Source organism: Actinoallomurus rhizosphaericola, assembly GCF_024055675.1.
GTDB classification, from domain to species: domain Bacteria; phylum Actinomycetota; class Actinomycetes; order Streptosporangiales; family Streptosporangiaceae; genus Actinoallomurus; species Actinoallomurus soli.
This window is the reverse complement of record NZ_JAMXMW010000011.1, coordinates 128,996-153,366: the sequence shown is the minus strand read 5'-3', so window position 1 is coordinate 153,366 and position 24,371 is coordinate 128,996. Positions and strand designations below refer to the sequence as shown.

The following is a 24,371-nucleotide window of genomic DNA, read 5'->3' as shown; positions in this document are numbered from 1 at the left end:
TCAGTCCTCCTTCCCGGCGCCGGCCGTCACCGCGGCCTGGTCCTGGTGCGGGTAGTGCAGATCGAAGGCCGGACGCTCCGACCGGATCCGCGGAATCGAGGTGAAGTTGTGCCGCGGCGGCGGGCACGACGTCGCCCACTCGAGCGAGTTGCCGAAGCCCCACGGGTCGTCGACGTTCACCCGCTTGCCGCTCCTCGCCGTGATGAAGACGTTCCACAGGAACGGGATCATCGAGGTGGCGAGGATGAACGCGCCGATGGTCGAGACGACGTTCAGCGAGGTGAACTGCTTGGCGTAGTCCGGGACACGACGCTGCATGCCCTCCGCGCCGAGCCAGTGCTGGACCAGGAAGGTCGTGTGGAAGCCGATGAACAGCAGCCAGAAGTGGATCTTCCCGAGGGTCTCGTTGAGCATCTTCCCCGTCATCTTGGGCCACCAGAAGTAGAAGCCCGCGAACATCGCGAAGACCACGGTGCCGAACAGCACGTAGTGGAAGTGCGCGACGACGAAGTAGGAGTCGTTGAGCTGGAAGTCCAGCGGCGGCGAGGCCAGGATGATGCCGGTCAGGCCACCGAACAGGAACGTCACCAGGAAGCCGATCGACCAGAGCATCGGCGTCTCGAACGTCAGGTGCCCGCGCCAGATCGTGCCGACCCAGTTGAAGAACTTCACACCGGTCGGGACCGCGATCAGGAACGTCATGAACGAGAAGAACGGCAGCAGCACCTGGCCGGTGGGGAACATGTGGTGCGCCCACACCGTCACGGACAGACCCGCGATCGCGATGGTCGCGCCGACCAGGCCGATGTAACCGAACACCGGCTTGCGGCTGAACACCGGCAGGATCTCGGTGATGATGCCGAAGAACGGCAGCGCGACGATGTAGACCTCTGGGTGGCCGAAGAACCAGAAGAGGTGCTGCCAGAGCATCGCACCGCCGGTGGCCGGGTCGAACACGTGCGCGCCGAGCTTACGGTCGGCCTCCAGGGCCAGCAGCGCCGCGGCGAGCACCGGGAACGCCATCAGCACGAGGATCGACGTGAGCAGGATGTTCCACGTGAAGATCGGCATCCGGAACATCGTCATGCCCGGCGCCCGCATGCAGAAGATCGTCGTGATGAAGTTGACGCCACCGAGGATCGTGCCGAGGCCGGACAGCGTCAGGCCCATGATCCACATGTCGCCGCCGATCTCCGGCGAGCGGACGATGTCCGAGAGCGGCGTGTAGGCGTACCAGCCGAAGCTGGCGGCGCCGCCGGGGGTGAGGAACCCGGCCAGCGTGATCAGGCTGCCGAACACGAAGAAGTAGAAGCTCAGCATGTTCATGCGCGGGAACGCCACGTCCGGCGACCCGATCTGCAGCGGCATGATCACGTTGCCGAAGCCGACGAACAGCGGCGTCGCGAACATGAGCAGCATGACCGTGCCGTGCATCGTGAACAGCTGGTTGAACTGCTCGTTGCTCACGATCTGCAGGCCCGGCTTGGCCAGCTCGGCGCGCATGAACAGCGCCATGATGCCGCCGACGCCGAAGAACACGAACGACGTGATCAGGTACATGTACCCGATCACCTTGTGGTCCGTGGACGACAGCCACGACACGATGACGCGGCCCTTGCTCGGCCGCGGCCGGAACGCCGGCGCGGAGGGGGTGGAATGAGTGATGGTCGTGGTCACTGAGCGCTCCCGCTCGCCTGATGGCTCGAGATGAACTGCTGGAACTCCTGCGGCGTGACGATCTTCACCTGGAAGAGCATCCGGCTGTGGTCCACGCCACAGAACTCAGCGCAGCGTCCCTCGAACGTACCCGTCTTGGTGGGGGTGACCTCGAAGTCCTGCCCGGAGCGGGCACCGGGGATGATGTCCCGCTTGAAGATGAACGAGGGAACCCAGAAGGAGTGGATGACGTCCGTCGAGACCAGGTGGAAGCGTACCCGCTGCCCGACCGGGATGACGAGGACGGGCTTGTTCGTGCCGTCGGGGCTCGTGGGCTGACCGACGATCGGCTTGGTGTGGTACTGCGGGTAGTCGAACTGCCAGCTCCACTGGAAGGCGGTCACGTTGACGAGGGTGACCTGACCCGGATCGTTCGTCTTGCTGACCTTGTTGAGATACGTCTCGTCGCGCGCGGTGAAGTAGAACAGCACCGCGATGATGATGAACGGCACGACGGTGTACAGCATCTCGATCGGCAGGTTGTACCGGACCTGCGGCGGCAGCTGGTCGGAACGCTTGCGGTGGAACAGCACCGCCCAGATGATCAGCCCCCACACGAGCGCACCGACGACGAACGCCGCGATCCATGACCCCTGCCACAGGGTCACGACGCGCTTGGCCTGCTCGGTGACCGGCGTCGGCAGGCCGAGACGCTTGCCTTGGCCGGAGCACGCCGTGGTGGCGAGGGCCAGCATGGAGAGCACCGCGGCGCCCTGCAGCATGCGTCGCCGCGGGCTCGGCGCTGCGGGGCGCACGGGCATGTGCCGCTTCCTACGGCGGGTCGGACTCACGGATTGCCTTCCCACGATGAAGCCCGAATCTCCGGGCGATCAGTTCGATGTTCACGCTTGTCGACCAAACATTAGCGTGAGGGTCGCGGACACCCACTTGGGACCCCCATTAGTGTCTTCTCCGTGGCCTACTTCGATGCGGCGTCCACCGAATCCCTGCATCCGGCGGCCCGGGAAGCCCTGGTCGCCGCCCTGGACGGCGGCTGGGCCGACCCGCAGCGGCTGTACGGCGGCGCGCGACGCGCCCGTCTGTTGCTCGACCAGGCCCGGGCCAAGGTCGCCGTTGCGTTCGGCGTACGGCCCGACGAGACGTTCTTCACCTCCTCCGGCACCCAGGCGGTGCATCTGGCGATGCTGGGCGCGTTGTCGGCCCGCCGCCGGACCGGCCGCCACCTGGTCGTCGGCGCCGTCGAGCACTCCAGCGTCCTGCACACCGCCGCGTTGCACGAGCGCGAGGGCGGAAGGGTGACCACGGTCGGCGTGGACCGTACGGGGCGGGTCGACCCGGAGGAGTTCGCGGCGGCGCTGCGCCCCGACACGGCACTGGCCTGCCTGCAGTCCGCGAACCACGAGGTCGGCACGCTGCAGCCGGTCGCGGAGGTGGCCGAGGCGTGCCGGGCGGCGCGTGTCCCGCTGTTCGTCGACGCCGCGCAGTCCGCCGGCCGGGTCGAGGTGCCCGCCGGCTGGTCGCTGCTGGCCGCCAGCGCGCACAAGTGGGGCGGTCCCCCGGGCGTCGGCGTGCTCGTCATCCGGAAGAACACCCGGTGGCGGTCACCGCTCCCGGAGGACGAGCGCGAGGGCCGCCGGGTCCCCGGGTTCGAGAACGTCCCCGGCGCCGTCGCCGCGGCGGCGGCCCTGGAGGCGTACGCGGCGGAGATGGAGCGCGACGGGCCGCGGCTCTCCGCGCTCGTCGACCGGATCCGTGAGCGCGTGCCCCACCTCATCGAGGACGTCGAGGTCATCGGCGACCCCGTGCGCCGCCTGCCGCACCTGGTGACGTTCTCCTGTTTGTACGTCGAGGGCGAGGCGCTCCTCACCGAACTCGACCGGCTCGGTTTCGCGGTGTCTTCCGGCAGTTCGTGTACGGCCGATACGCTGCGTCCCAGCCACGTCTTGGAGGCGATGGGGGTGATTACCCACGGGAACGTCCGGGTATCGCTCCCTCGCGGAACCAGCGCGACCGACGTCGACCGTTTCCTCGCGGTTCTGCCCGGAGCCGTGGCCCGGCTCCGCCGTACGGCGGGGATGACCACTCAGTGAGTAGGGAGATGCGATGGGGCTGAGGCGCCGCCGGGCCGAGCGGGAGATCCCCCGGGAGGCGACGCCCCCGGCGTACACCGGGCCCATGCCGGTCCTGACCATCGACGCGCTGGGCCGCAAGTGCCCGATCCCGATCATCATGCTCGCCGAGCGCATCGGTGAGGTGCCGGTCGGCCAGATCATCGCGGTGCAGGCGGACGACGTCGCCGCGCGCACGGACGTGCCCGCCTGGTGCCGGATGAAGTCCCAGGACTTCGTCCGCGAGGAGACCCTCCCCCGCGGCTGGGCCTTCCACATACGCCGTACGTATTGAATTGCGCTCGCTCCGCGAGCGCGGTTCGCGGCGCCCAACGCGCCGTCTTCCCTCGTCGCTCCGGTCGCTTCGCTCCCTGCGCTCCTCAGTCCAGACGACGCGCGCCGCTCACGCTCCGGTCGCTGATCTGGACGGCCTGAACGGGTGAGCGCTCGCTCCGGCCTTCGAAGGGCGGAGCGAGCGCGGAGAACGGTCAGATGTGCCGGGCGATCTCGGCGGCGGCGTCCGCTCCGTACGCGTCGGCGAACCGCTCGACGAAGCGCTCGCCGTGGAGGGTGTACTCCTGCGGGCCGGCGACCTCCAGCGCGTGCGCCGCGAGGAGGTTGCCGGTCTGCGCGGCGCGTTCGAGGGACAGCCCCCAGGAGAGCGCCGTGAGGAACCCGGCGCGGAACGCGTCGCCGACGCCCGTCGGCTCGACCTTCGCGACCTCCGGGGCTGCGTCGATGTGCAGGCTCGGCTCACCGGCGCGGTCGACGCGGACGCCCTTCGGGCCGAGCGTGGTGACGCGGACGCCGACGCGGGACAGGATCTCCTCGCTCGACCAGCCGGTCTTCTGCTCGCACAGCGACGCCTCGTACTCGTTCGTGAACAGGTACGCGGCGCCGTCGATCAGCTCCCGCACGTCATCCATCCGGGCGAGCTGCTGGGAGGGGTCCGCCGCGAAGGGGATGCCACGGGCGCGGCACTCCTCGGTGTGACGGATCATCGCGTCGGGGTCGTCGGCGCCGATGAGGACCAGGTCGATGCCGCCGACCCGCTCGGCGATCGGCTGCAGCTCGATCTGGCGGGCCTCGCTCATCGCGCCCGTGTAGAACGAGGCGATCTGGTTGTGGTCCTGGTCGGTCGTGCACAGGAACCGCGCGGTGTGGTGGAGGTCGGACACGTGCACCGAGGACGTGTCGACGTTGTGCCGCTCCAGCCAGGACCGGTAGTCGGCGAAGTCGTCGCCCACCGCGCCGACGAGGATCGGCCGCTGGCCGAGCAGGCCCATGCCGAAGCAGATGTTGGCCGCCACGCCGCCGCGCCGGATCTCCAGCTCGTCGACGAGGAAGGACAGGGACACGGTGTGCAGCTGGTCGGGAATGAGCTGGTCAGCGAACCGTCCCGGAAAGCTCATCAGGTGGTCGGTTGCGATGGAGCCGGCTACAGCGATGCGCACGACGTCGATCTCCTCGTCGGTTCGGCGGCCTCGTCATGAACGCGGGGCCGTCTCGAAGGGCGTTCCAAACCCGGCAAGGGTACTGCCTCACCGGGTCCTGACACGCCGGATGCCCGCGACCGGGACAGGCCCGGTCACGGGCATCATCGCGTGAAGCCCTGGAGGCTCAGTGGAACGAGTCGCCGCAGGCGCAGGAGCCGCTGGCGTTCGGGTTGTCGATCGTGAAGCCCTGCTTCTCGATGGTGTCGACGAAGTCGATCGTGGCACCGGCGAGGTAGGGGACGCTCATCCGGTCGACGCGGACGGCGAGGCCGTTGAAGTCCTGGACGAAGTCGCCGTCCACCTCACGGTCGTCGAAGTAGAGCTGGTAGATCAGGCCCGAGCACCCACCCGGCTGGACCTGCACGCGCAGCGCGAGACCTTCTTCGCCCTGCTGCTCGAGCAGGCTCTTGGCCTTCTCCGCGGCGGCGTCCGTAAGGACGACGCCCTGCTGCGTGCCGGTCTCGGCTGGAACCGTCATGTGCTGACTCCCGATTGGCCCGGTCGCCTCGCGGCGGCCGTGATGTTGTCGCTTGCCTCTCCGCACAACGTACCCGCTGCCGGGGGGCATTCCCCAATGAGCGTGTTCTTTCACGCCCGCTCCCGGCCACTTGACCGCCCGCGCGTACGATGACGTATCGTCAGAAAGACGATAAGTCTGCCAAGGGAGCCTCCCAGTGACGATCGACATCGGCAGCCCCCTGCTGCTCCTCGGCCGCGGTGCCGACCCGGCGAGCGAGCGCGGTGTCTCCTGCCCGGGCGATCTGCCGCCCGCCTCCGACCCCGCCCTGGTCGAGCGGGCCCGTGCCGCCAAGGCGGCCCTCGGCGAACGGCTGTTCGTGCTGGGCCACCACTACCAGCGCGACGAGGTGATCCAGTTCGCGGACGTCACCGGCGACTCGTTCAAGCTCGCCCAGGAGGCCGCGGCCCGGCCGCAGGCGCCGTACGTCGTCTTCTGCGGTGTGCACTTCATGGCCGAGTCCGCCGACATCCTGACCGGTGCGGACCAGCGCGTCGTCCTCCCGGACCTGGCCGCCGGCTGTTCGATGGCCGACATGGCGACCTACGACCAGGTCGAGGAGTGCTGGGAGGTCCTGGAGGACGCGGGGATCGCCGGCGACGTCGTTCCGATCACGTACATGAACTCCTCGGCCGACATCAAGGCGTTCGTCGGCCGGCACGGCGGCACCGTCTGCACGTCCTCCAACGCGCGCCGCGCCCTCGAATGGGCGTTCTCCAAGGGCTCGAAGGTGCTGTTCCTGCCCGACCAGCACCTGGGCCGCAACACCGCCGTGCTCGAGATGGGCCTGGGGCTCGACGACTGCGTGGTCTACAACCCTCACCGGCCGGACGGCGGTCTCGGCACGGAGGAGCTGCGCGCCGCCACGATGATCCTGTGGCGCGGGCACTGCTCGGTGCACGGACGGTTCAGCAAGGAGTCCGTCGACGACGTACGGGCCCGCATCCCCGGCGTCAACGTGCTCGTGCACCCCGAGTGCCGGCACGAGGTCGTCAAGGAGGCCGACCACATCGGGTCGACGGAGTACATCATCCGGATGCTCGAGGAGGCGCCCGCCGGATCGGCGTGGGCCGTCGGCACGGAGCTGAACCTCGTGAAGCGCCTCGCCGACCGTCACCCCGACAAGACGATCGTCTTCCTCGACAAGACCGTCTGCTTCTGCTCGACGATGAACCGCATCGACCTGCCGCACCTGGTCCGGTCGCTGGAGTCCCTGGCGCGCGGCGAGGTGGTCAACCAGATCACGGTCGACGCCGAGACCGCCCACTATGCCCGCGTGGCCCTCGACCAGATGCTCGCGCTCCCCTAGTCGTTCCGCCGGAGCACCGGCGGTCGCCGCGGCCCTTTTCCGCCGACCGCCGGTGCTCCGGCTTCAGCGAAGCCCGTCGAACGGCTCGACCAGCTCATCCAGCACCTTCGCGGAAGGGATGGATGGCGTTGATCTCGCCCAAGTAGAAGGCGAGCCTCTCGACGAACACGCTTCGTCGGAGCCCCCTCAGATGGCCCTCGCGGGCCAGGATGCGGAATATCTCCTCCGAGGCGGACTCGATGAACTTGTGTGCAACTTCCCGTACATCTTGGCCGCGACCTGCCGTTTATCAGGGGGAGGTCTGTTCGGAGACCCAGGCGGCGATCTGGGTGCGGGAGGTGAAGCCGAGCTTGGCGAGGATGTGCTCGACGTGGCCTTCGGCGGTGCGCTGGGCGATCACCAGGGAGGCCGCGATCTCCTTGTTGCTCATTCCCCGCGCGACGAGCCGGGCGATCTCCGTCTCCCGCTTCGTCAGAGGTGCCCATCTGTCACCGACCACCTTGGCGGCCGGGCCGGGCGGAGGCGGCCGCCGCTCCGAAAGGGCGTAGTCGAGCGCCTCGTCCTCCGAGAGGCGGGTCCCCCGTTCGACGGCCGCCCGGAACGCCTCCTCACCGAGCCCCTGACGTGTACGGGCCACGCATTCCTCGTGATGGATCGCGAGGTATCCGTATCCCGGCATCCGCGCGCCGATTCCCTCCCAGAGATTGCCCAGGATGCCCAGCAGCCGGCCGGCTCGCTCGTGGTCCCCCTCCGCGGCGGCGATCCAGGCCAGCGCCTCGATGTTCAGGCCCGTTCCCAGCGTGTCGCCGAGCAGGCGGTTGAACCGCAGGCTCTCGCGTTCCAGAGACGCGGCGCGCCGCGCATCGCCCTGCCGCCAGGTCTCGATGCCGAGCGCCGTCATCGCGTACGCCCGCTGCCAGCGTTCTCCGTGGACGTCGCAGATGGCCATGGCCTCCTCGGCGGCGGCGACGGCGCGCTCGGACTCGTCCAGCGAGGAGTACGCGAGGGCGAGCCGGGTGAGCGCCAGCACCTCGCCGAGAGGATCCTGGACGGCGCGGTGACGGGTCACCGCCTCCGTGTAGAACCCGACCGCCGCCTCGCCGTCCCCTTGGTGCATGGCGACCGTCCCGGAGTACGACGCGACGTAACCGAGGATGTGCTCCAGTCCGTTCTGCTCGGCGAGGGCTCTGCTCTCGGCGAGCATCCGGGTCGCGGACGCCGGGTCTCCCTGCATGATGGCGAGCCAGCCGCACGCCGCCAGCGCCCGTGCCCTGATCTCGACGTGGATCCCGGGATCGGCGAGGCCCTGCTCCAGCCAGTCGCGCCCCTCCCCGAGGTGGTAGCTGGTCACCCAGTGGTACAGCAGGTTGCTGGCCATGTCGATGCAGAGCCCGGCGCGCTCGGCGTAGCAGTACTCCAGAGCGGAACGCAGGTTCGGATACTCGACCCTCAGCCGGTTGAGCGTCTCGACCTGCGCCGGGCCGAACAGCCGGGCCTTCGAGTCGCGGGCGACTCTCCGGTAGTAGTCGCGGTACCGGCGTTCGACCGTCGACCTCTCGCCGGAGTCGGCGAGCCGCTCCCGGCCGTATCGCCGGATGGTCTCCAGCAGCCGGAACCGAACTCCGCCCGGGCCCTCCTCCCGGACGAGGACCGACTTCTCCACGAGGCCGACCACCAACTGGACGATCTCGCCACGGCCGATGCCGTCCCCGGCGCAGACCTCCTCGGCCGCCTCGAGATCCAGGCTGCCGGTGAACACCGAGACGCGCGCCCACAGCAGACGCTCCTTCTCCGTGCACAGAGCGTAACTCCAGTCGATCAGTGCGCGGAGTGTCTGATGGCGCGACGTGACGGCTCTCGACTCCATGGACAGGAGCCGGAAACGATCGTCGAGCCGGTCGAGCAGCTGCTCGACCGAGAGGGCGCGCAGCCGTACCACCGCGAGTTCGATGGCGAGCGGAAGCCCGTCCAGGCGCTTGCAGATCCGCTCGACGACCTCACGATTACGATCGGTGACGGCGAATCCGGGCAACACCGCCTCGGCCCGCTCCGTGAAGAGCCGGACCGCGTCGGACATCGCGGACTGTGCCCCCTGCGGCGCTCCGTCGCAGGGCAGGGACAGCGTCGGCACGACGTACGTCTGCTCGCTGAAGATGCCCAGCGGCTGCAGGCTCGTGGCCAGGATGTGCAGCTCCGGGACCTCGCGCAGCAGCGTTCGCGCGAGCAGGCCGCACTCTTGGAGGAGGTGCTCGCAGTTGTCCAGGATCACCAGCGTCCGTTTGCCGGCCAGATGCTCGATGAGCACTTCGTCGGGGCGCTCGGCCGAACGGGCCGTGATTCCCAGCGCGGCGACCAGCGTCTGGGCGAGCAGCTTCGGATTGTCCAGCTCCGCGAGTTCGGCCAGCCAGACGCCGTCCGGGTAGGCGCGTCGCAGTTCGGCGGCCACCCGCAGGGCCAGCCGGCTCTTGCCGACCCCGCCCGGCCCGGTGAGGGTCACGATGCGGGACACCGACAGCAGGCGTTTCACTTCGGCCAGCTCGCGCCGGCGTCCGACGAATGTGGTCATCTCCGCGGGGAGCCGGGAAGTGGATCTCCGCCCGGTGGTGCTGAATGTGGTCACCGTCATTGAAGCCTCGTATTCGGCTTTGACCAGCGATTTCAGGCTGAAACCCACCCTAGCAGCGTCGCGCGCGCCGATTCGGGCGCGTCCGATCGAGGACGGGCCCTAGCAGCGCAGGCGGTGCGCCTCGTCGAAGAGGGCGGCCTCGGCGAGGCGGGTGGTGACGTACGCGCTGATGGCCGCCGCCGCGAGCAGCATGTACATCACGACGATCTGGTAGCGGATCGCGGTGAGCGGGTCGACACCGCCGAGGATCAGGCCGGTCATGGCGCCGGGCAGGGTGATCAGGCCGACGACCTTCGTCGAGTCGACGACGGGCAGCAGGGCGGTGTGGAGCGCGTCGCGGGTGTGCGGCGCGAACGCCTCGCGGGCGGTGAGACCGAGCGACAGCCGCGCCTCGATCGCGGCCCGGCCGGACGTCACCGCGTCCCGTACGCGCCGGAGCGCCAGGCCGGCCGCCTGCATCGAGCCACCTATGATCATTCCGGCCACTGGGACGACGACGCGCGCCTGAGCGGGGATGACGTCGAGCAGGACGAGGGCGAGCAGCGTCGTGCCGCCGCCCGCGGCCAGGCCCGCGGTGGCGGCCACCCGCGACCGGGGCACCCCCGAGCCGCGCCGCCCCGCGACCTGCCCGGCGATCGCCACCATGACCGCCGCCCAGGCGAACGCCCCCGGCAGGCCGGCGTACCTGAAGATGGCGAGCAGCAGCGCGCCGACGGCGATGAGCTGGACGCCGGCGCGGACGGCGGCGACGATGAGTTCGCGGCTGATCCGCAGACGTGCCCGCGCGACGATCCCGAGCGCGACGGCGACCAGCGCGAGCGAGGCCACGACGCCCGGCCACGACGGGACGTGCACCTCATGGGTCATGAAACCTCCTCCGCCGCAGGTGCGACCGCACTCACGAGACCTCCTCCGCCGTAGGGGTGACAGCACTCACGAGGCCTCCCGCCGCAGGGGCGGCCGGCGGAGCCGTGCTCTCGGCTCGCGTCCTCACGAGGTCGCGGTCCGCAGGTAGGCCACCTCGTCCGGAGGGCCGTGTTCGGCCAGTCGTCCGGCGCGGAGCACGATCACGTCGTCGGCGAGGCGCCGGGCCTGCGCGGTGTCGTGGCTGACGAGGACGGCGGTGCCGCCGGCCGCGCGCAGGTCCTTGACGACCTGCTCGATGGCCGCGGCGCTGGCACGGTCCAGTGCGGAGGTGGGCTCGTCGAGGAGGAGCACCTCGGGGCGGAGCGCCAGCGTACGGGCCAGGCAGACGCGCTGGGCCTCTCCCCCGGAGAGCCCGGCGGTCGGGCGTTCGGCGAAGGCGGGCGGCAGGCCGGTCTCGGCGAGGAGCGAGCGGGCCTCGTCCTCCGTCAGGCCGGGACGGCCGACCCGCAGATCGTCCAGGACGGTGTCGGTGAGGAGGGTCGGCTGCTGCGCGACGAGGCCGACGCGGCGGCGCAGCGCGAGGACGTCGAGCGCGGGCAGCGGGGTGCCGTCGAGCAGGACGCGGCCGCTGGTCGGCTCCAGCATCCGGTTGAGCAGGCGCAGCAGCGTCGACTTGCCGGCGCCGCTGGGCCCGGCGATCGCCGTGCAGTGCCCCGATCGGAGGGTGACGCTGATGCCGTCGAGGATGACGGCATCGCCGTGGCGTACGCCGACGGCCTCGAGGACGAAGGTCACAGCCCGGGAGCGCCCCATACCGGGAACCACCGGCTCAGGTCACCCTCGACGGGCAGGTCCGCGCCGACCGCGCCGCGTACCTGCAGTTCCAGGGCGTTGTCCCGCCTCTCGCCCGACATCGGGGCGAAGGGGTAGAAGGTGCCGCGCTTGTAGAGGTAGACGAGGCCGAAGCGCCTGCCGTCCGGGCCGGTGAAGGCCACGAGCGAGCAGAGCAGCTGGGGGCCGAACCCGCCGGACTCCAGGGCGGCGTTGACCGCGTGCAGGTCCGTGACGAGGCCTTCCAGGTCGGTCGCGGGGTGCCGGGCGACCAGCCAGGTGTAGCCGTACGTGTCGGTGCTCAGCTCGACCTTCGGCCCCTCACCGGCGTCCAGGAGCTCGCGCACGTCCTTCTCGATCTGCGCGAACGCCGCTCCCTCGGCCGCGCGGAAGCAGACGGCGCCGACTCCCGTGGGCGTCAGGCCGGCCGCGGCCTCCAGGGTCACGGCCGCGGTCGGCAGCGCGAACAGCCGGTCGAGGTCGGGTTTCTTGGGCTTCGACCGGCCCAGCAGTGTGTCGAGGAACCCCATGTGTAAGACTCCCTGGTCCACCAGCGGCGTGTCGCCCGGATCAGGCTCCCCGGCCGAGCTGGGCGGAGATCTTGGCGAGCTGTTCGAGCCGCTGGTCCAGCGACGGGTGGGTGGAGAAGAGCGTCGAGATGCTGATCCCCTTGGTGAAGGCGGGCGCGAAGTAGAAGGCGTTGAACGGCTCGGCGGCCCGCAGGTCCTTGGTCGGGATGCGGGACATCTCGCCGGTGACCTTGGTGAGCGCGGCCGCCAGCGCGGAGGGCCGTCCGGTGAGCAGAGCCGCGGCGCGGTCGGCCGACAGCTCGCGGTAGCGCGACAGGGCGCGGGTCAGCAGGAAGCTGATGGCGTAGACCGCGGCGCTGACGCCGATGACGACCAGAAGGACCATCGCGGTGCTCTGGTCGTTGTTGTTGCGGTCACGGTCGTTGAACCCGCCCCACAGGCCCCACTCCAGGCCGAACCGCGTGAGCAGGCCGGCGAGGATGCCGAGGAAGGACGCGATCGTCATCACCGCGACGTCGCGGTGGGCGACGTGGGACAGCTCGTGGGCCAGCACGGCCTCCAGCTCGACGGGGTCGAGCCGCCGGAGCAGGCCGGTGGTGACGCAGACCACGGCGTTCTGCTGATTGCGTCCGGTGGCGAAGGCGTTCGGCACGTCGGTGTCGGCGATCGCCACCTTCGGCTTCGGCATATCCGACATGGCGCAGATCCGGTCGATCACGCCGTGCAGCTCCGGAGCCTCCTCCGCCGACACGACGCGCCCGTGCATGGCGAACAGCGCGAGCCGGTCGGAGAAGAAGTACTGGGCCAGGAGGAAGGCCACGGCGATGACCAGGACGACCAGCCAGAGCCGTGGCACGAACACGAAGAAGAACCCGACGAAGACGATGTACAGCAGCCCCAGCAGGAACATCGTCAGCAGCATGCGCGATGTGAGCCCTCGGTCGGGTGCGAAGCGCGAGCGCTCCATCATGTCCCCTTCCTCCCGTCCGACGCTTCTTCAGATAGAACGTGCGGACAGGCCCGCTTTGTGCCTTACGGGTCAGTCGGGGATGAGTCCTTCGTCACCCAACATCGCGCGGACCTCATCCATCGTCGCGTCAGCGGGCGGCAGGATCAGGTCCGACGGCTCGAGGTCCTCGGGCGGCAGCGGCCTGCCCACCGTGCGCACCCGCTCGAGCAGCGCGTGCAACGCGCCGCGGAACTGCTCCTCGTCGCCGGACTCGATGGCCTTCTCGAGCTCGGCGTCGAGGTCGTTCAGGGCGGCCAGGTCGCCGTCGGCGACGTTCAGCTGGCCCTCGCCCATCAGCCGGACGATCACTGGTGGCCCTCCCCCGGCTGGTACGGCCGCTGGGGCTGCTGCTGGGCCTGCTGATGGGGGGCGGCCTGCTGGCCCTGCGCCTGACCCGGCGCGGCGTCGAGCTGCTTCGGCGCCGAGCCCATGCCGAGCTCGGCCTTCATCTGCTCGAGCTCGAGGTCGACGCCCGGGCCGCTGCCCATGCGGTCGAGCTCGGCCTGGATGTCGTCGCGCGGACCGGAGTAGTCCTCCAGGGCGCCCGAGGCGAGCAGCTCGTCGATGGCGCCGGCGCGCGCCTTCATGTTCTCGGTCTTCTCCTCGGCGCGCTGGATCGCCAGGCCGACGTCGCCCATCTCCTCGGAGATGCCGGAGAACGCCTCGTTGATCTTGGTCTGCGCCTCGGCGGCCGTGTAGGTGGCCTTGATCGTCTCCTTGCGCGTACGGAAGGAGTCGACCTTGGCCTGCAGGCGCTGGGAGGCGAGCGTGAGCTTCTCCTCCTCGCCCTGCAGCTGCTGGTACTGCGCGCGCAGGTCGTTCAGCTGGCTGTCCAGACCCGCCCGGCGGGTCAGCGCCTCGCGGGCGAGGTCCTCCCGCCCGACCTGCAAAGCCTTCTTGCCCTGCTCGGTCAGCTTGTTCTGCTGCTGCTCGAGCTGGTTGATCTGCAGCTCCAGTCGCTTGCGAGACGTCGCGACGTCCGCGACCCCCCGGCGGACCTTCTGCAGCATCTCAAGCTGGCGCTGGTAGGAATAGTCAAGGGTCTCCCGAGGATCTTCCATCCGATCCAGTGCCTTATTGGCCTTGGACTTGAAGATCATCGACATACGCTTCATCACGCTCATCGCGCGTGGCCGGTCCCTTCCGCTGGTGCCTAACAACGCTGCTGGGGTTTCGCTGACCACCCTACGCGTTAACGTCCAAGACAGTCATTATGTTCGCCGCGAGCGCCGGTAGGCTGATCTGCGTGTTCCGACGCCGTACCGATACCGCCACGCAGGAGCCCGAAGCCACCCCGGAGAGCGTCAAACCGGGAGGGAAGGGCCGCCCCACGCCCAAGCGCCGCGAGGCGGAGAGACGCAACCGCCAGCCGATCACCGCGCCCAAGACGCGCAAGGAGGCCTACGCGCAGGCCCGCGAGCGCCAGTCCCGTGACCGCCAGAAGGTCAAGGAGGGCATGGCCCGCGGCGACGACCGCTACCTGCCCAAACGCGACCAGGGGCCGGCCCGCCGGCTCGCCCGCGACTTCGTCGACTCCCGGCGCACGTTCGGCGAGTACTTCATGTACCTCACCCTGCTGATCCTGCTGCTGGCGATGGTCGCGCCGATGACCGTCAAGGCGTACGTCTACCAGTTCGGCTGGCCGGTCATGCTCGTGCTGATCATCGGCGAGTCGATCTACCTGGGCAGGCGGGTGAAGAAGCTCGCCCAGGAGCGCTTCCCCGATGACAACCTCCGCGGCATCGGCTTCTACACCGCGACCCGGTCGATGCAGATCCGCCGGTTCCGCATGCCGCAGCCGCGCCTCAAGCCGGGCCAGAAGGACCAGGTCTGACCTCCGCCGCTTAGGGTTCCGAGCATGGAGTTCCGTCATTTGGGCCGAAGCGGCCTCATGGTCAGCGAAATCTCGTACGGCAACTGGATCACGCACGGCTCCCAGGTGGAGGAGGACGCCGCCAAGGCGTGCGTCCAGGCGGCCCTCGAGGAGGGCATCACCACCTTCGACACGGCGGACGTCTACGCCGGCACCCGCGCGGAGGAGGTCCTGGGCCGCGCTCTGAAGGGACAGCGCCGGGAGTCGCTGGAGATCTTCACCAAGGTCTACTGGCCCACCGGCTCCGGTCCCAACGACCGCGGCCTGTCCCGCAAGCACATCTTCGAGTCGATCCACGGCTCGCTGCGCCGCCTGCAGACCGACTACGTCGACCTGTACCAGGCGCACCGGTTCGACCACGAGACCCCGCTCGAGGAGACCCTCAAGGCGTTCGACGACCTCGTACGCCAGGGCAAGGTGCTCTACATCGGCGTGTCGGAGTGGCGCGCCGACGAGATCGCCCGGGCGCTGAAGATCGCCGACGAGATGGGCCTGGACCGGATCGTCTCGAACCAGCCGCAGTACAACATGCTGTGGCGGGTCATCGAGTCCGAGGTCGTGCCGCTGTGCGAGAAGGAGGGCGTCGGACAGATCGTCTGGTCGCCGATCGCCCAGGGCGTGCTGACCGGCAAGTACGAGCCGGGCGCCGCTCCGCCCGCGGGCTCGCGCGCCACCGACGAGAAGAGCGGCGCCGCGTTCATCCAGCGGCTCCTGGACGACGAGGTGCTGACCCGCGTGCAGCGGCTCAAGCCGCTCGCGCAGGAGGCGGGCCTGTCGATGGCGCAGCTCGCCGTCGCCTGGGTCCTGCAGAACCCCAACGTCTCCTCGGCGATCATCGGCGCCACCCGCCCGGAGCAGGTGCGGGACAACGTGAAGGCCGCCGGCGTCAAGCTCGAGGCCGACCTGCTGCAGCGCGTCGACGAGATCCTCGCGCCGGTCGTCGAGCGCGACCCGGCCAAGACCGTCAGCCCGTCGCACCGCCCGTAGGCGCCGGCGTCCGCCGGGCCTCCCTCACCGGGAGCCCGGCGGAACCCGCCGCCCGCGCGCCGGCGCGGCGCTCAGCCTGCCTCGGGGTGGAGGCTCATCGGGCCGTACTCCACCCGCCCGTCCTCCAGGAGGGACACCTGGTCGACGCCGGCCTCCAGGAGACCGCGCCAGTTCTCCCCCACCCAGGACTCCGCGTCGGCCTGGGTGGTCCAGGTCTCCTCGCCGAAGCCGGGGGCCTCCACCGGCGTCCCGTCGGACTTCTCGTACCGCCAGCTCCAGGGCATCGCTCTCCTCATTCCCGTCCGGATCGTCCGGCTCGTCGGGCCGCCCCGGCCATGGGCCGCGGCGGCCTCCGAGGTCGGCGTCGCGCTCGGACCCGCCTCATGATCCGCAGGTTACCGGGACCGGCCGTTTTGACGCCGTTCACCGCCCCGTGGTCAACTCATCGGCAGCAGCACACGCGCCGTCGCGGGGGAAGCCGGTCCAAGTCCGGCGCTGACCCGCAACCGTAGGCCGTACGGGCGTCCCGCCCGGCGGCGAGCCGGAATGCCCGCGCCGGCGCGAGCGGCTCCGTCGTTCCGTCGTGGTCTGCGGATGGAGTCCGGGCGCGTGCGGCATTCGGTGCGCCCGCTTCACCGGGGACCGCCCTGCCCCCAGAAAGGCGCCCATGCCGAAGATCGCAGCCGCTCGCTCCGCCACGAAGATCGGGGCGGGCCTCCTCGCCTCCGCCCTGGTGTTCGCGCCCATGTCCGAGGCGCACGCCGACGGCGTCGCGTTCTGGGGATACTGGCAGGCCAAGGGCGGCACGTGGGCCTTCGCGAGCACGGGCCCCGCCCAGGCCCATCCCAAGGACGGCGCGGTCGAGGGATGGCGGTTCGCGAAGTCGAGCGGGAACACCGGGACCCCGCCCCGCGACAAGCCGGACTTCGCCGCGATCTGCGGGCCCGGGAGCGGAACCCCGGCGGGCAAGAAGCGCGTCGCCGTCGTCATCGACTACGGCGAGGCGGGCGACGCCCCGAAGGGCCAGGTGCCGCGCGCTTCCAAGCGGTACTGCGCGACCGTTCCGGAGAACGCCACCGGCTCCGACGTCCTCGCGGCGGCGGGCAGCCCGCAGGCGGACAAGAGCGGCCTGATCTGCGCCATCGACTCCTTCGGCACCTGCGGCATACCGATCGCCCCGTCCCCGACCGCGACCGCGGCCTCGAAGACGACCGCCGCGAAGAAGAAGGACTCCGGGACGCCGGTCGGGCTGTACGCCGGGATCGGCCTGATCGTGGTCGTCGCCGCGGGCGGCGGTCTCGTCGCGGTCCGCCGGTCGCGCCGATGAGCGCGCGCGCAGCACCTCTGGTCGCTCCTCCGACGCAGGAGGACGCATGACTCGTCGGCTGCATCCCGGGGCCTGGTGGCTGTGGGCGCTGGGGCTCGCGACGGCGGCCACGCGGACGACCGACCCGCTGCTCCTGCTGCTGGTCGGGGCGGTGACCGGGACGGTCGTCGCGGTGCGCCGGACCGACGACCCCTGGGCGCGGGCGTACGGGATGTTCCTGCGGATCGGCGTCTTCGTGGTCGTGGTGCGGCTGGTGTTCGGGGCGGTGTTCGCGGCGCAGGCGCCGGGCACCACGCTGGTCACGCTGCCGTCGGTGACCCTGCCGTCCTGGATGGCGGGGCTGCGGGTCGGCGGGCCGGTGACCGCCGAGGGCCTGGCCGTCGCCGGGTACGACGCGCTGCGGCTCGCCACCGTCCTCGTCTGCGTCGGCGCGGCGAACGCGCTGGCCGCGCCGAGCCGGCTGCTCAAGTCGGTGCCCGGGGCGCTGTACGAGGTGGGCGTCGCGGTCGTCGTGGCGATGACGTTCGCGCCGCAGGCGGTCGCGCACGTCCGGCGGGTCCGCGACGCGCAGCGCCTGCGCGGCCGCGCCGACCGGGGGATCCGGTCGCTGCGGCGGCTCGCCATGCCGGTGCTCGAGGGGGCGCTGGACCGGTCGGTGCAGTTGGCCGCCGCGATGGACGCGCGCGGGTACGGCCGTACCGCGGCCGTGCCCCGCGCGCGGCGACGGGCCACCGCGGCCCTGGTCCTCGGCGGGCTCCTCGCGGTGTGCGCCGGGCTGTACGGGCTTCTCGACGGGCAGGCGCCGGCGGCGCTGGGGACGCCGATGCTGCTCGCGGGGTCGGTCTGCGCCGCGGCCGGCCTGTGGCTCGGGGGCCGCCGCTCCCCCCGGACGCGGTACCGCCCGGATCCGTGGGCGCTGCCGGAGTGGGTCACGGGCGGCTCGGGTGTGCTGGCCGCCGCCGCGATGACCGTCGCCGGTCTCGCCGGCACCGAGGGCCTGCGGCCCGTGCCGGGGTCCGCCCCGGGTCTGCCGGCGCTGCCGGCGGCCGGCGTGTTGCTCGCCCTCGCCCCGGTGCTCCTCCGGAGGATCCGGACATGATCCGTTTCGAGCGGGTCGGCTTCCGCTACGGCGGGACGCCGGTGCTCACGGACGTGGACTTGGAGATCGAGGAGGGGGAGCTGTGCCTGGTCGCCGGGCGCACCGGCACGGGCAAGTCCACGCTGCTGCGCGCGGTGAACGGCCTGGTCCCCCACTTCACCGGCGGCGTGCTGTCCGGACGGGTGACCGTCGCCGGCCGGGACACCCGCGACCATCCGCCGCGCGACCTCGCCGACGTCGTCGGCTACGTCGGCCAGGACCCGCGGGCCGGGTTCGTCTCCGACGTGGTCGAGGAGGAGCTGGCGTACGGCATGGAGTCCCTGGGAGTCCCGCCGGACGTCATGCGCCGGCGCGTCGAGGAGACCCTGGACCTGCTCGGCCTGGCCGGGCTGCGGGACCGCCCGCTCGGCACGCTGTCCGGCGGGCAGGCGCAGCGGGTCGCGATCGGCTCGGTGCTGACCACGCACCCGAAGGTCCTCGTGCTCGACGAGCCGACGTCCGCGCTGGACCCGGTCGGGGCGGAGGACGTCCTGGCCACGCTGCAGCGGCTCGTGCACGACCTCGGCCTCACCGTGGTCCTCGCCGAGCACCGCCTCGAACGGGTCGTCCACCTGGCCGACACGATGGTGCTGCTGCCCGGCGACGGGCGGCCGCCCGCGTACGGCCCGACCGGCGCGATCATGGTGGACTCGCCGGTGGCGCCGCCCGTGGTCCGGCTGGGGCGGCTGGCGGGCTGGTCGCCGCTGCCCCTGTCCGTACGGGACGCCCGGCGCGCCGCCGCTCCCCTGCGCGAGCGCCTCGCCGCGGCGCCGCCGCCCGCTCCGCCCTCGCTGAACGGCGACGGGCGGACGCTCGCGTCCGTGCGCGGCCTGGAGGTCCGGTACGGCCCCGTGCCGGCGCTGCGCGGCATCGACCTGTCCGTCGCCTCCGGCGAGGTGATCGCGCTGATGGGACGGAATGGCGCCGGCAAGTCCTCGCTGCTGCGCGCCCTGGTCGGCCTCGTGCGCCCGGCGGGCGGGCGGGTGCGGGTCGGCGACGCCGCGCCGCACGAGACGCCGCCGCGCGTCATGGTCCGGAACGCCGGCCTGGTCCCGCAGGACGCGGCCGACCTGCTGTACGCCGAGACGGTCGCGGCCGAGTGCGCCGCCGCGGACCGCGACATGGCGGCGGAGCGCGGCACCTGCCGCTCCCTGTTCGAGCGGCTCGCGCCCGGCGTCGACGACGCCCTGCATCCGCGCGACCTGTCGGAGGGGCAGCGGCTGTCCCTCGCGCTGGCCGTGGTCCTGACCGGACGGCCGCCGCTGGTCCTGCTGGACGAGCCGACGCGCGGCCTCGACTACACCGCCAAGGAACGCCTGGTGGAGATCGTCCGCGACCTGGCGGCCGACGGGCACGCGGTGGTCCTGGCCACCCACGACGTCGAACTGGTCGCCGAGGTCGCGACCCGCACCGTGGTCGTCGCCGAGGGCGAGATCGTCGCCGACGGGCCGACCGCCGAGGTGGTGGTGTCCTCGCCGGCGTTCGCCCCCCAGGTCGGCAAGATCCTCGCTCCGGCGCCGGTCCTCACGGTGGACCAGGCCCGTGAGGTCCTGGCATGAACCCGGTCCGGTTGCGCGCGCGGTCCGGGACGGCGCTCGTGCTCGTGTCGCTGGCGGGGCTGGCCGCGTTCTGCTGGCCGCTGCTGGTCACGCCCGGGGCGCGGATCACCCAGTCGACCTTCGCGCCGTGGATCTTCGTGCTGCTCCTTCCGCTGCTGCTCGCGGTGGCGCTCGCCGAGGTCGCCGAGGGCGGCATCGACGCGAAGGCGATCGCGCTGCTGGGCGTGCTCGGCGCGGTCGGCGCGGCGCTCCGGCCGCTCGGCACGAACGTCGCCGGGTTCGAGCCGATGTTCTTCGTGCTCGTGCACGGCGGGCGGGTGCTGGGACGCGGGTTCGGCTACCTGCTGGGGTCGGTGACGATGTTCGCCAGCGCTCTGATCACGGCGGGCGTGGGCCCCTGGCTGCCGTACCAGATCCTCGGCGCGGCGTGGGTGGGGTTCTTCGCCGGGTGCCTGCCGCGACGGCCACGGGGCCGGGTGGAGATCGCGATGCTCGCGGCGTACGGCGCGGTCGCCGGGTTCCTCTACGGGTGGCTGCAGAATCTCGGGTTGTGGCCCTTCGCCGGGGGGATGTCGAGCTCGATCTCGTTCCACCCGGGCGCTCCGCTCGCCGACAATCTCGGGAGGTTCGTCGCGTTCGACCTCGCCACCTCCCTCGGGTTCGACGTACCGCGGGCGATCTTCACGGCGATCCTGGTGGCCGTCACCGGCCGCCCGGTGCTCCTCGCCCTGCGCCGGGCCGCCCGGCGGGCGGCGTTCGAGGCTCCGGGGGGCGACGGGACGGGGTTCGAGGTCCCGGCCGGCGGCCGGGCGGGTGAGGGGCGGTGAACATGGAGATCGACCTGCTCGGCACGGCCGGGCCGCACGGCTGGCCCGAGCCCGGCTGCCGCTGCTCCTCCTGCACCCGGATGCGCGCGGCGCGCCTCCGCGTCGAGCCGACCCGTGTCCTCCTCGACGGGGTCCCGCCGGAGGAGTGCGACCGGCGCGAGGTGCCCGGCGGATACGACCTCCGTACGCCGCGCGGGCACCGGGTCCTGCTCGCGGCCGGGCCGGGCGCCCGCCCCGAACCGGCCGGCCCCGAGCCGTACGACGCCGTGCTCCTCGACCTCGTCGGCGACCCGTCGCACCTGGGGCGGCTCCGGCGCGCCGGCGCGGTGACCGAGGAGACGCGGATCGAGGCCGTCCACGTCGACCACCGCGTCGCCTCCCCGGCCGAACTGGAACGCCGGCTGGACCGGTGGATCCGCCCCGCGTCCGGGCCGTGGCGGTCGCTGATCCTGGGCGGCGCCCGGTCGGGCAAGTCCGGAGAGGCCGAGCTCCGGGTCATGGCGCACCCGGACGTGACGTACGTCGCGACCGGGATCATGCACGCGGACGACCCGGAGTGGCGCGACCGGATCAGCGCGCACCGGCGGCGCCGCCCCCGCTGGTGGGAGACGACCGAGACGATCGACCTGGCCGGCCTCCTGCGCGACGCGAGGGGCACCCTTCTCATCGACGGGATGGGCACCTGGCTGACGGCGGTCTTCGACGAACTCGGCGCCTGGGAGCGTCCCCAGGCGGTGACGCCGCGCCTGGACGAGCTGGTCGGCGCGTGGCGGTCCACGCGGGCGCACGTCGTCGCGGTCGGCGACGAGGTCGGCCTGTCCATCGTTCCCGGCACCGCGAGCGGACGCGCCTTCCGTGACATTCTGGGACGGCTCAACCAGCGCCTGGCCGCCGAGTCGGAGGAGACCGCCCTGGTCGTCGCCGGCCGGGTCCTCGACCTGCCGTGACCGCCGGGAGACGCGCGCCGGCGGAGGACCCCCGGAGGACGTCGTGAGGGAAGAGAACGAGCGGATCCTCGGCGCGGAGGGACTCCGCCTCGCCGTGTCGCTGCTCACCGTGTTCCCGGTGCGGTGCGGCCGCGTGGACCGGGAGACCGCCCGGCGGGCGATGACGCTGGCCCCGGCCGCCGGTCTCCTGGTCGGCGTGGCCGCCGCCGTGGTGCTCACGGTCGCGGGCCTGCTCGGCGCCGGGCCGCTGCTCGGCGCCGCCCTGGCGGTCGGGACGACGGCGCTGCTCACCCGCGGTCTGCACCTGGACGGGCTGGCCGACCTCGCCGACGGGCTCGGCAGCGGGCGCCCGGCCGAGGACGCCCTGGCGATCATGAAGCGGTCCGACATCGGGCCGTTCGGGGTCATCACGCTCGTGTTCACGCTGCTGATCCAGGTGGCCGCCCTGGCCCAGGCGCCGCACCGGGCGGTCGCGGTGACCGCCGCGGCCGTGACCGGGCGGCTCGCGGTGACGTGGGCCTGCCGCGCGGGGATCCCCGCCGCCCGCCCGGAGGGCCTGGGCGCCCTGGTCGCCGGGACCGTACGGCGCCGGGACGCCGCGGCCGCGACGGCGGTCGTCGCGGCCGCCGCGTCGGTCGCGGGACTGCTCGCCGGGGGCGCGCGCCCGGCCGTCCTCGCCCCGGTGGCCGTGGCGGCCGGGCTCCTGGTCTCCACCGCGCTGCTCCGGCACGCCGTACGGCGCCTGGACGGCGTCACCGGCGACGTCCTGGGCGCGCTCGTGGAGACGTCCGCGACCGCGGCGATCGTCGTACTCGCGGTGGCGTAGACGCCCCGGCGCGGGCCCACCGCCGCGCCGATGCCGACGCAGGCTTCGCGGCGTGGGCCGACCGTCCGGGGGGCGGGACGGCGCGGATCGGAGAAGGCGCGGGAGCGTCCCGAGAGTGAAGCTCCCGCGCCGGTCGCGGAACGCGCCCTGGCCATGGCGCGTGTGATGTCCCGCGGGCCGCCGTCCCCGTGGACGCGCCGCCGCTGCCCGCTTCCCCTCGGCCAGAGGCGGCCCTGGGATGCCCCAGGACGACGGGGCCAGTCGAGGAATGGTAATCGACCGGTCGAGGGTGAAGGTCCGGACGACGCGCGGCGAAGATCGCCCAAGTCCGTGGACTCGAACAAAGAACTGCGAGGCAGGACTACCATCGGGCTGTGTGACGAACCTCAACCTTGCCAACGCTCAATCCGCTTCTCTTGACGTCGACGCCGTCGTGATCGGTCTCGTGACCGACGACTCCGGACCGGCACTGGCGCCCGGTGCCGCAGGGGTCGACGAGGCCTTCCAGGGCCGCCTCGTCGACGCGCTGAGCGGGTTGGGCGCGGAGGGCAAGCCGGATGAGGTCACCAAGGTGCCGACGTTCGGCAACCTGGCCGCTCCGCTCGTCGTGGCCGTCGGGCTCGGCGAGTCCTACGACGCCGAGGTGCTGCGCCGGGCGGCCGGTGCCGCGCTGCGCTCCCTCGCGGGCTCCGGCTCGGTCGCGGTCCTGCTGCCCGCCGCCACCGCGGACGAGGTGGCCGCCGTCGCCACCGGCGCGCTGCTCGGCAACTACTCCTACCTGCGCTACCGGACCGGCGACGGTCACAAGCAGCCGGTCGCGGAGATCACCGTGGTGACCGAGGCCGACACGAACGGCGAGGTCCAGGGCGCCCTCGACCGTGCCCGTACGCTCGCCGAGGCCGTCTCCCTGGTCCGCGACCTGGTCAACGCCCCGCCGTCCGACCTGAACCCGGAGGACCTCGCCGCCATCGCGCGCGATCACGGCGAGGAGGCCGGCCTGTCGGTCGAGGTCCTCGACGAGCACGCCCTGGTGGAGGGCGGTTACGGCGGGATCGTCGGGGTCGGCCAGGGCTCGGCCAACCCGCCGCGCCTCGTCCGTCTCGCCTACGAGCACCCCGAGGCCACCAAGACCGTCGCGTTCGTCGGCAAGGGCATCACGTTCGACTCCGGCGGCCTGTCGCTCAAGCCCAGCGAGTCCATGGACTGGATGAAGTCCGACATGGGCGGCGCCGGCGCCGTGCTCGGCGCGCTGAAGGCCATCGCCGCGCTCGGCCCGAAGGTCAAGGTCGTCGGCTACCTCGCCATCGCGGAGAACATGCCGAGCGGCACCGCGCAGCGCCCCTCCGACGTGCTGACCATCTACGGCGGCAAGACCGTCGAGGTGCTCAACACCGACGCCGAGGGCCGCCTCGTCATGGCCGACGCGATCGTCCGGGCCGGCGAGGACGAGCCCGACCTGATCGTCGACGTCGCCACCCTGACCGGCGCCCAGCTCGTCGCGCTCGGCACCCGGACGACCGGCGTCATGGCCAACGACGACGACGTGCGCGAGAAGGTCGTCGACGCCGCCGGCCGCGCCGGCGAGTCCGCCTGGCCGATGCCGCTGCCCGAGGAGCTGCGCAAGGGCCTGGACTCGGCCGTCGCCGACATCGCCAACATCAGCGGCGAGCGCTGGGGCGGCATGCTGGTCGCCGGGATCTTCCTCAAGGAGTTCGTGCCGGACGGCGTGCGCTGGGCGCACCTCGACATCGCCGGCCCGTCCTTCAACCAGGGACAGCCGTACGGCTACACGCCGAAGGGCGGCACCGGGTCCGCGGTCCGCACCCTGGTCCAGATCGCCGAGGACGTCGCCGCCGGCGCCCTGTGACCGACGTGGAATCGGCAGGCCCGGTGCGCGGCGCGCGCCGGGCCTCCCGG

At 71.8% G+C, this 24,371-nt stretch carries 24 protein-coding genes; 12 read left to right on the top strand and 12 right to left on the bottom strand.

The features are described 5' to 3' along the window. A complete protein-coding gene (gene ctaD / locus NE234_RS24285; RefSeq protein ID WP_406567061.1) occupies positions 1–1,677 on the bottom strand; it encodes an aa3-type cytochrome oxidase subunit I in 1,677 nt (558 codons plus the stop codon). Further along, positions 1,674–2,477, bottom strand: a complete 804-nt coding sequence (gene ctaC, locus NE234_RS24280; RefSeq protein WP_252782829.1) for an aa3-type cytochrome oxidase subunit II — start codon at positions 2,475–2,477, stop codon at positions 1,674–1,676. Before ctaC ends, ctaD begins: the two co-directional genes overlap by 4 nt. A 153-nt stretch (positions 2,478–2,630) precedes the next feature. On the opposite strand from ctaC, the gene NE234_RS24275 reads away from it, so the two are divergent. Together NE234_RS24275 and NE234_RS24270 are read left to right on the top strand one after the other, a co-directional pair. Further along, positions 2,631–3,767: a cysteine desulfurase family protein gene (locus NE234_RS24275; RefSeq protein ID WP_252782828.1), complete on the top strand. Its 1,137-nt coding sequence runs from the start codon at positions 2,631–2,633 to the stop codon at positions 3,765–3,767. Between the two features lie 85 nt (positions 3,768–3,852). Then, positions 3,853–4,080, top strand: coding sequence for a sulfurtransferase TusA family protein (locus NE234_RS24270; RefSeq protein ID WP_252810881.1), 228 nt, complete (start codon positions 3,853–3,855; stop codon positions 4,078–4,080). A 193-nt stretch (positions 4,081–4,273) separates the two neighbouring features. On the opposite strand, the gene NE234_RS24265 is transcribed toward NE234_RS24270, so the two are convergent. Both NE234_RS24265 and NE234_RS24260 read right to left on the bottom strand, forming a co-directional pair. Continuing rightward, positions 4,274–5,239 (bottom strand): carbohydrate kinase family protein, encoded by a 966-nt coding sequence (locus tag NE234_RS24265; protein WP_252782827.1) that lies wholly within the window; start codon positions 5,237–5,239, stop codon positions 4,274–4,276. A gap of 166 nt (positions 5,240–5,405) precedes the next feature. Next, positions 5,406–5,759, bottom strand: a complete 354-nt coding sequence (locus NE234_RS24260; protein WP_252782826.1) for a HesB/IscA family protein — start codon at positions 5,757–5,759, stop codon at positions 5,406–5,408. 196 nt (positions 5,760–5,955) lie between these two features. Between NE234_RS24260 and nadA the strand changes: the two genes are divergently transcribed. Continuing rightward, positions 5,956–7,107 (top strand): quinolinate synthase NadA, encoded by a 1,152-nt coding sequence (gene nadA / locus NE234_RS24255; RefSeq protein ID WP_252782825.1) that lies wholly within the window; start codon positions 5,956–5,958, stop codon positions 7,105–7,107. A 289-nt stretch (positions 7,108–7,396) separates the two neighbouring features. On the opposite strand, the gene NE234_RS24250 is transcribed toward nadA, so the two are convergent. From NE234_RS24250 to NE234_RS24220, 7 genes are all read right to left on the bottom strand, one after another. Next, positions 7,397–9,673, bottom strand: a complete 2,277-nt coding sequence (locus NE234_RS24250) for an ATP-binding protein (RefSeq protein ID WP_252782824.1) — start codon at positions 9,671–9,673, stop codon at positions 7,397–7,399. A gap of 159 nt (positions 9,674–9,832) precedes the next feature. Beyond that, a complete protein-coding gene (locus tag NE234_RS24245; protein ID WP_252782823.1) occupies positions 9,833–10,600 on the bottom strand; it encodes an ABC transporter permease in 768 nt (255 codons plus the stop codon). 123 nt (positions 10,601–10,723) lie between these two features. After that, on the bottom strand, positions 10,724–11,395 hold the full coding sequence (locus NE234_RS24240) for an ABC transporter ATP-binding protein (protein ID WP_252782822.1): 672 nt from the start codon (positions 11,393–11,395) through the stop codon (positions 10,724–10,726). Beyond that, a complete protein-coding gene (pspAB, locus tag NE234_RS24235; protein WP_252782821.1) occupies positions 11,392–11,961 on the bottom strand; it encodes a PspA-associated protein PspAB in 570 nt (189 codons plus the stop codon). Before pspAB ends, NE234_RS24240 begins: the two co-directional genes overlap by 4 nt. Before the next feature lie 40 nt (positions 11,962–12,001). Then, a complete protein-coding gene (gene htpX / locus NE234_RS24230; protein WP_252783092.1) occupies positions 12,002–12,928 on the bottom strand; it encodes a zinc metalloprotease HtpX in 927 nt (308 codons plus the stop codon). A 72-nt stretch (positions 12,929–13,000) separates the two neighbouring features. After that, complete coding sequence (pspAA, locus tag NE234_RS24225) at positions 13,001–13,279, bottom strand: PspA-associated protein PspAA (RefSeq protein WP_252782820.1); 279 nt, start codon at positions 13,277–13,279, stop codon at positions 13,001–13,003. After that, complete coding sequence (locus NE234_RS24220; RefSeq protein ID WP_252782818.1) at positions 13,276–14,094, bottom strand: PspA/IM30 family protein; 819 nt, start codon at positions 14,092–14,094, stop codon at positions 13,276–13,278. Before NE234_RS24220 ends, pspAA begins: the two co-directional genes overlap by 4 nt. A gap of 122 nt (positions 14,095–14,216) precedes the next feature. On the opposite strand from NE234_RS24220, the gene NE234_RS24215 reads away from it, so the two are divergent. Beyond that, positions 14,217–14,804, top strand: coding sequence for a DUF3043 domain-containing protein (locus tag NE234_RS24215; protein ID WP_252782817.1), 588 nt, complete (start codon positions 14,217–14,219; stop codon positions 14,802–14,804). A 24-nt stretch (positions 14,805–14,828) separates the two neighbouring features. Then, positions 14,829–15,830 carry an aldo/keto reductase family protein gene (locus tag NE234_RS24210; protein WP_252782816.1) on the top strand — a complete coding sequence of 334 codons (1,002 nt, stop codon included), beginning with the start codon at positions 14,829–14,831 and terminating at the stop codon, positions 15,828–15,830. A 71-nt stretch (positions 15,831–15,901) separates the two neighbouring features. On the opposite strand, the gene NE234_RS24205 is transcribed toward NE234_RS24210, so the two are convergent. Then, positions 15,902–16,114: a hypothetical protein gene (locus NE234_RS24205; protein WP_252782815.1), complete on the bottom strand. Its 213-nt coding sequence runs from the start codon at positions 16,112–16,114 to the stop codon at positions 15,902–15,904. Between the two features lie 383 nt (positions 16,115–16,497). On the opposite strand from NE234_RS24205, the gene NE234_RS24200 reads away from it, so the two are divergent. The 7 genes from NE234_RS24200 (at position 16,498) to NE234_RS24170 (ending at position 24,321) form a co-directional block, all read left to right on the top strand. Next, positions 16,498–17,157 carry an SCO2322 family protein gene (locus tag NE234_RS24200; protein ID WP_252782813.1) on the top strand — a complete coding sequence of 220 codons (660 nt, stop codon included), beginning with the start codon at positions 16,498–16,500 and terminating at the stop codon, positions 17,155–17,157. Positions 17,158–17,203: 46 nt separating this feature from the next. Next, positions 17,204–18,256 carry an energy-coupling factor transporter transmembrane component T gene (locus tag NE234_RS24195; protein ID WP_252782812.1) on the top strand — a complete coding sequence of 351 codons (1,053 nt, stop codon included), beginning with the start codon at positions 17,204–17,206 and terminating at the stop codon, positions 18,254–18,256. Continuing rightward, positions 18,253–19,854, top strand: coding sequence for an ABC transporter ATP-binding protein (locus NE234_RS24190; RefSeq protein ID WP_252782811.1), 1,602 nt, complete (start codon positions 18,253–18,255; stop codon positions 19,852–19,854). Before NE234_RS24195 ends, NE234_RS24190 begins: the two co-directional genes overlap by 4 nt. Beyond that, positions 19,851–20,681, top strand: coding sequence for an ECF transporter S component (locus NE234_RS24185; protein ID WP_252782809.1), 831 nt, complete (start codon positions 19,851–19,853; stop codon positions 20,679–20,681). The genes NE234_RS24190 and NE234_RS24185 overlap by 4 nt, the downstream gene beginning before the upstream one ends. A 2-nt stretch (positions 20,682–20,683) precedes the next feature. After that, positions 20,684–21,628: a bifunctional adenosylcobinamide kinase/adenosylcobinamide-phosphate guanylyltransferase gene (locus tag NE234_RS24180; RefSeq protein ID WP_252782808.1), complete on the top strand. Its 945-nt coding sequence runs from the start codon at positions 20,684–20,686 to the stop codon at positions 21,626–21,628. A gap of 43 nt (positions 21,629–21,671) precedes the next feature. Next, positions 21,672–22,454, top strand: coding sequence for an adenosylcobinamide-GDP ribazoletransferase (gene cobS, locus NE234_RS24175; protein WP_252782807.1), 783 nt, complete (start codon positions 21,672–21,674; stop codon positions 22,452–22,454). A gap of 376 nt (positions 22,455–22,830) precedes the next feature. Beyond that, on the top strand, positions 22,831–24,321 hold the full coding sequence (locus tag NE234_RS24170) for a leucyl aminopeptidase (protein WP_252782806.1): 1,491 nt from the start codon (positions 22,831–22,833) through the stop codon (positions 24,319–24,321). Positions 24,322–24,371 lie beyond the last annotated feature (50 nt).

Excerpts from the sequence above, each read along its gene's own strand:
- ctaC (WP_252782829.1), bottom strand. The coding sequence starts at position 2,477 with ATGCCCGTGCGCCCCGCAGCGCCGAGCCCGCGGCGACGCATGCTGCAG.
- NE234_RS24270 (WP_252810881.1), top strand. The coding sequence starts at position 3,853 with ATGCCGGTCCTGACCATCGACGCGCTGGGCCGCAAGTGCCCGATCCCG.
- NE234_RS24260 (WP_252782826.1), bottom strand. The coding sequence starts at position 5,759 with ATGACGGTTCCAGCCGAGACCGGCACGCAGCAGGGCGTCGTCCTTACG.
- NE234_RS24250 (WP_252782824.1), bottom strand. The coding sequence starts at position 9,673 with ATGACCACATTCGTCGGACGCCGGCGCGAGCTGGCCGAAGTGAAACGC.
- NE234_RS24245 (WP_252782823.1), bottom strand. The coding sequence starts at position 10,600 with ATGACCCATGAGGTGCACGTCCCGTCGTGGCCGGGCGTCGTGGCCTCG.
- pspAB (WP_252782821.1), bottom strand. The coding sequence starts at position 11,961 with ATGGGGTTCCTCGACACACTGCTGGGCCGGTCGAAGCCCAAGAAACCC.
- htpX (WP_252783092.1), bottom strand. The coding sequence starts at position 12,928 with ATGGAGCGCTCGCGCTTCGCACCCGACCGAGGGCTCACATCGCGCATG.
- NE234_RS24220 (WP_252782818.1), bottom strand. The coding sequence starts at position 14,094 with ATGAGCGTGATGAAGCGTATGTCGATGATCTTCAAGTCCAAGGCCAAT.
- NE234_RS24210 (WP_252782816.1), top strand. The coding sequence starts at position 14,829 with ATGGAGTTCCGTCATTTGGGCCGAAGCGGCCTCATGGTCAGCGAAATC.
- NE234_RS24205 (WP_252782815.1), bottom strand. The coding sequence starts at position 16,114 with ATGCCCTGGAGCTGGCGGTACGAGAAGTCCGACGGGACGCCGGTGGAG.
- NE234_RS24200 (WP_252782813.1), top strand. The coding sequence starts at position 16,498 with ATGCCGAAGATCGCAGCCGCTCGCTCCGCCACGAAGATCGGGGCGGGC.
- NE234_RS24195 (WP_252782812.1), top strand. The coding sequence starts at position 17,204 with ATGACTCGTCGGCTGCATCCCGGGGCCTGGTGGCTGTGGGCGCTGGGG.
- NE234_RS24190 (WP_252782811.1), top strand. The coding sequence starts at position 18,253 with ATGATCCGTTTCGAGCGGGTCGGCTTCCGCTACGGCGGGACGCCGGTG.
- NE234_RS24185 (WP_252782809.1), top strand. The coding sequence starts at position 19,851 with ATGAACCCGGTCCGGTTGCGCGCGCGGTCCGGGACGGCGCTCGTGCTC.
- NE234_RS24180 (WP_252782808.1), top strand. The coding sequence starts at position 20,684 with ATGGAGATCGACCTGCTCGGCACGGCCGGGCCGCACGGCTGGCCCGAG.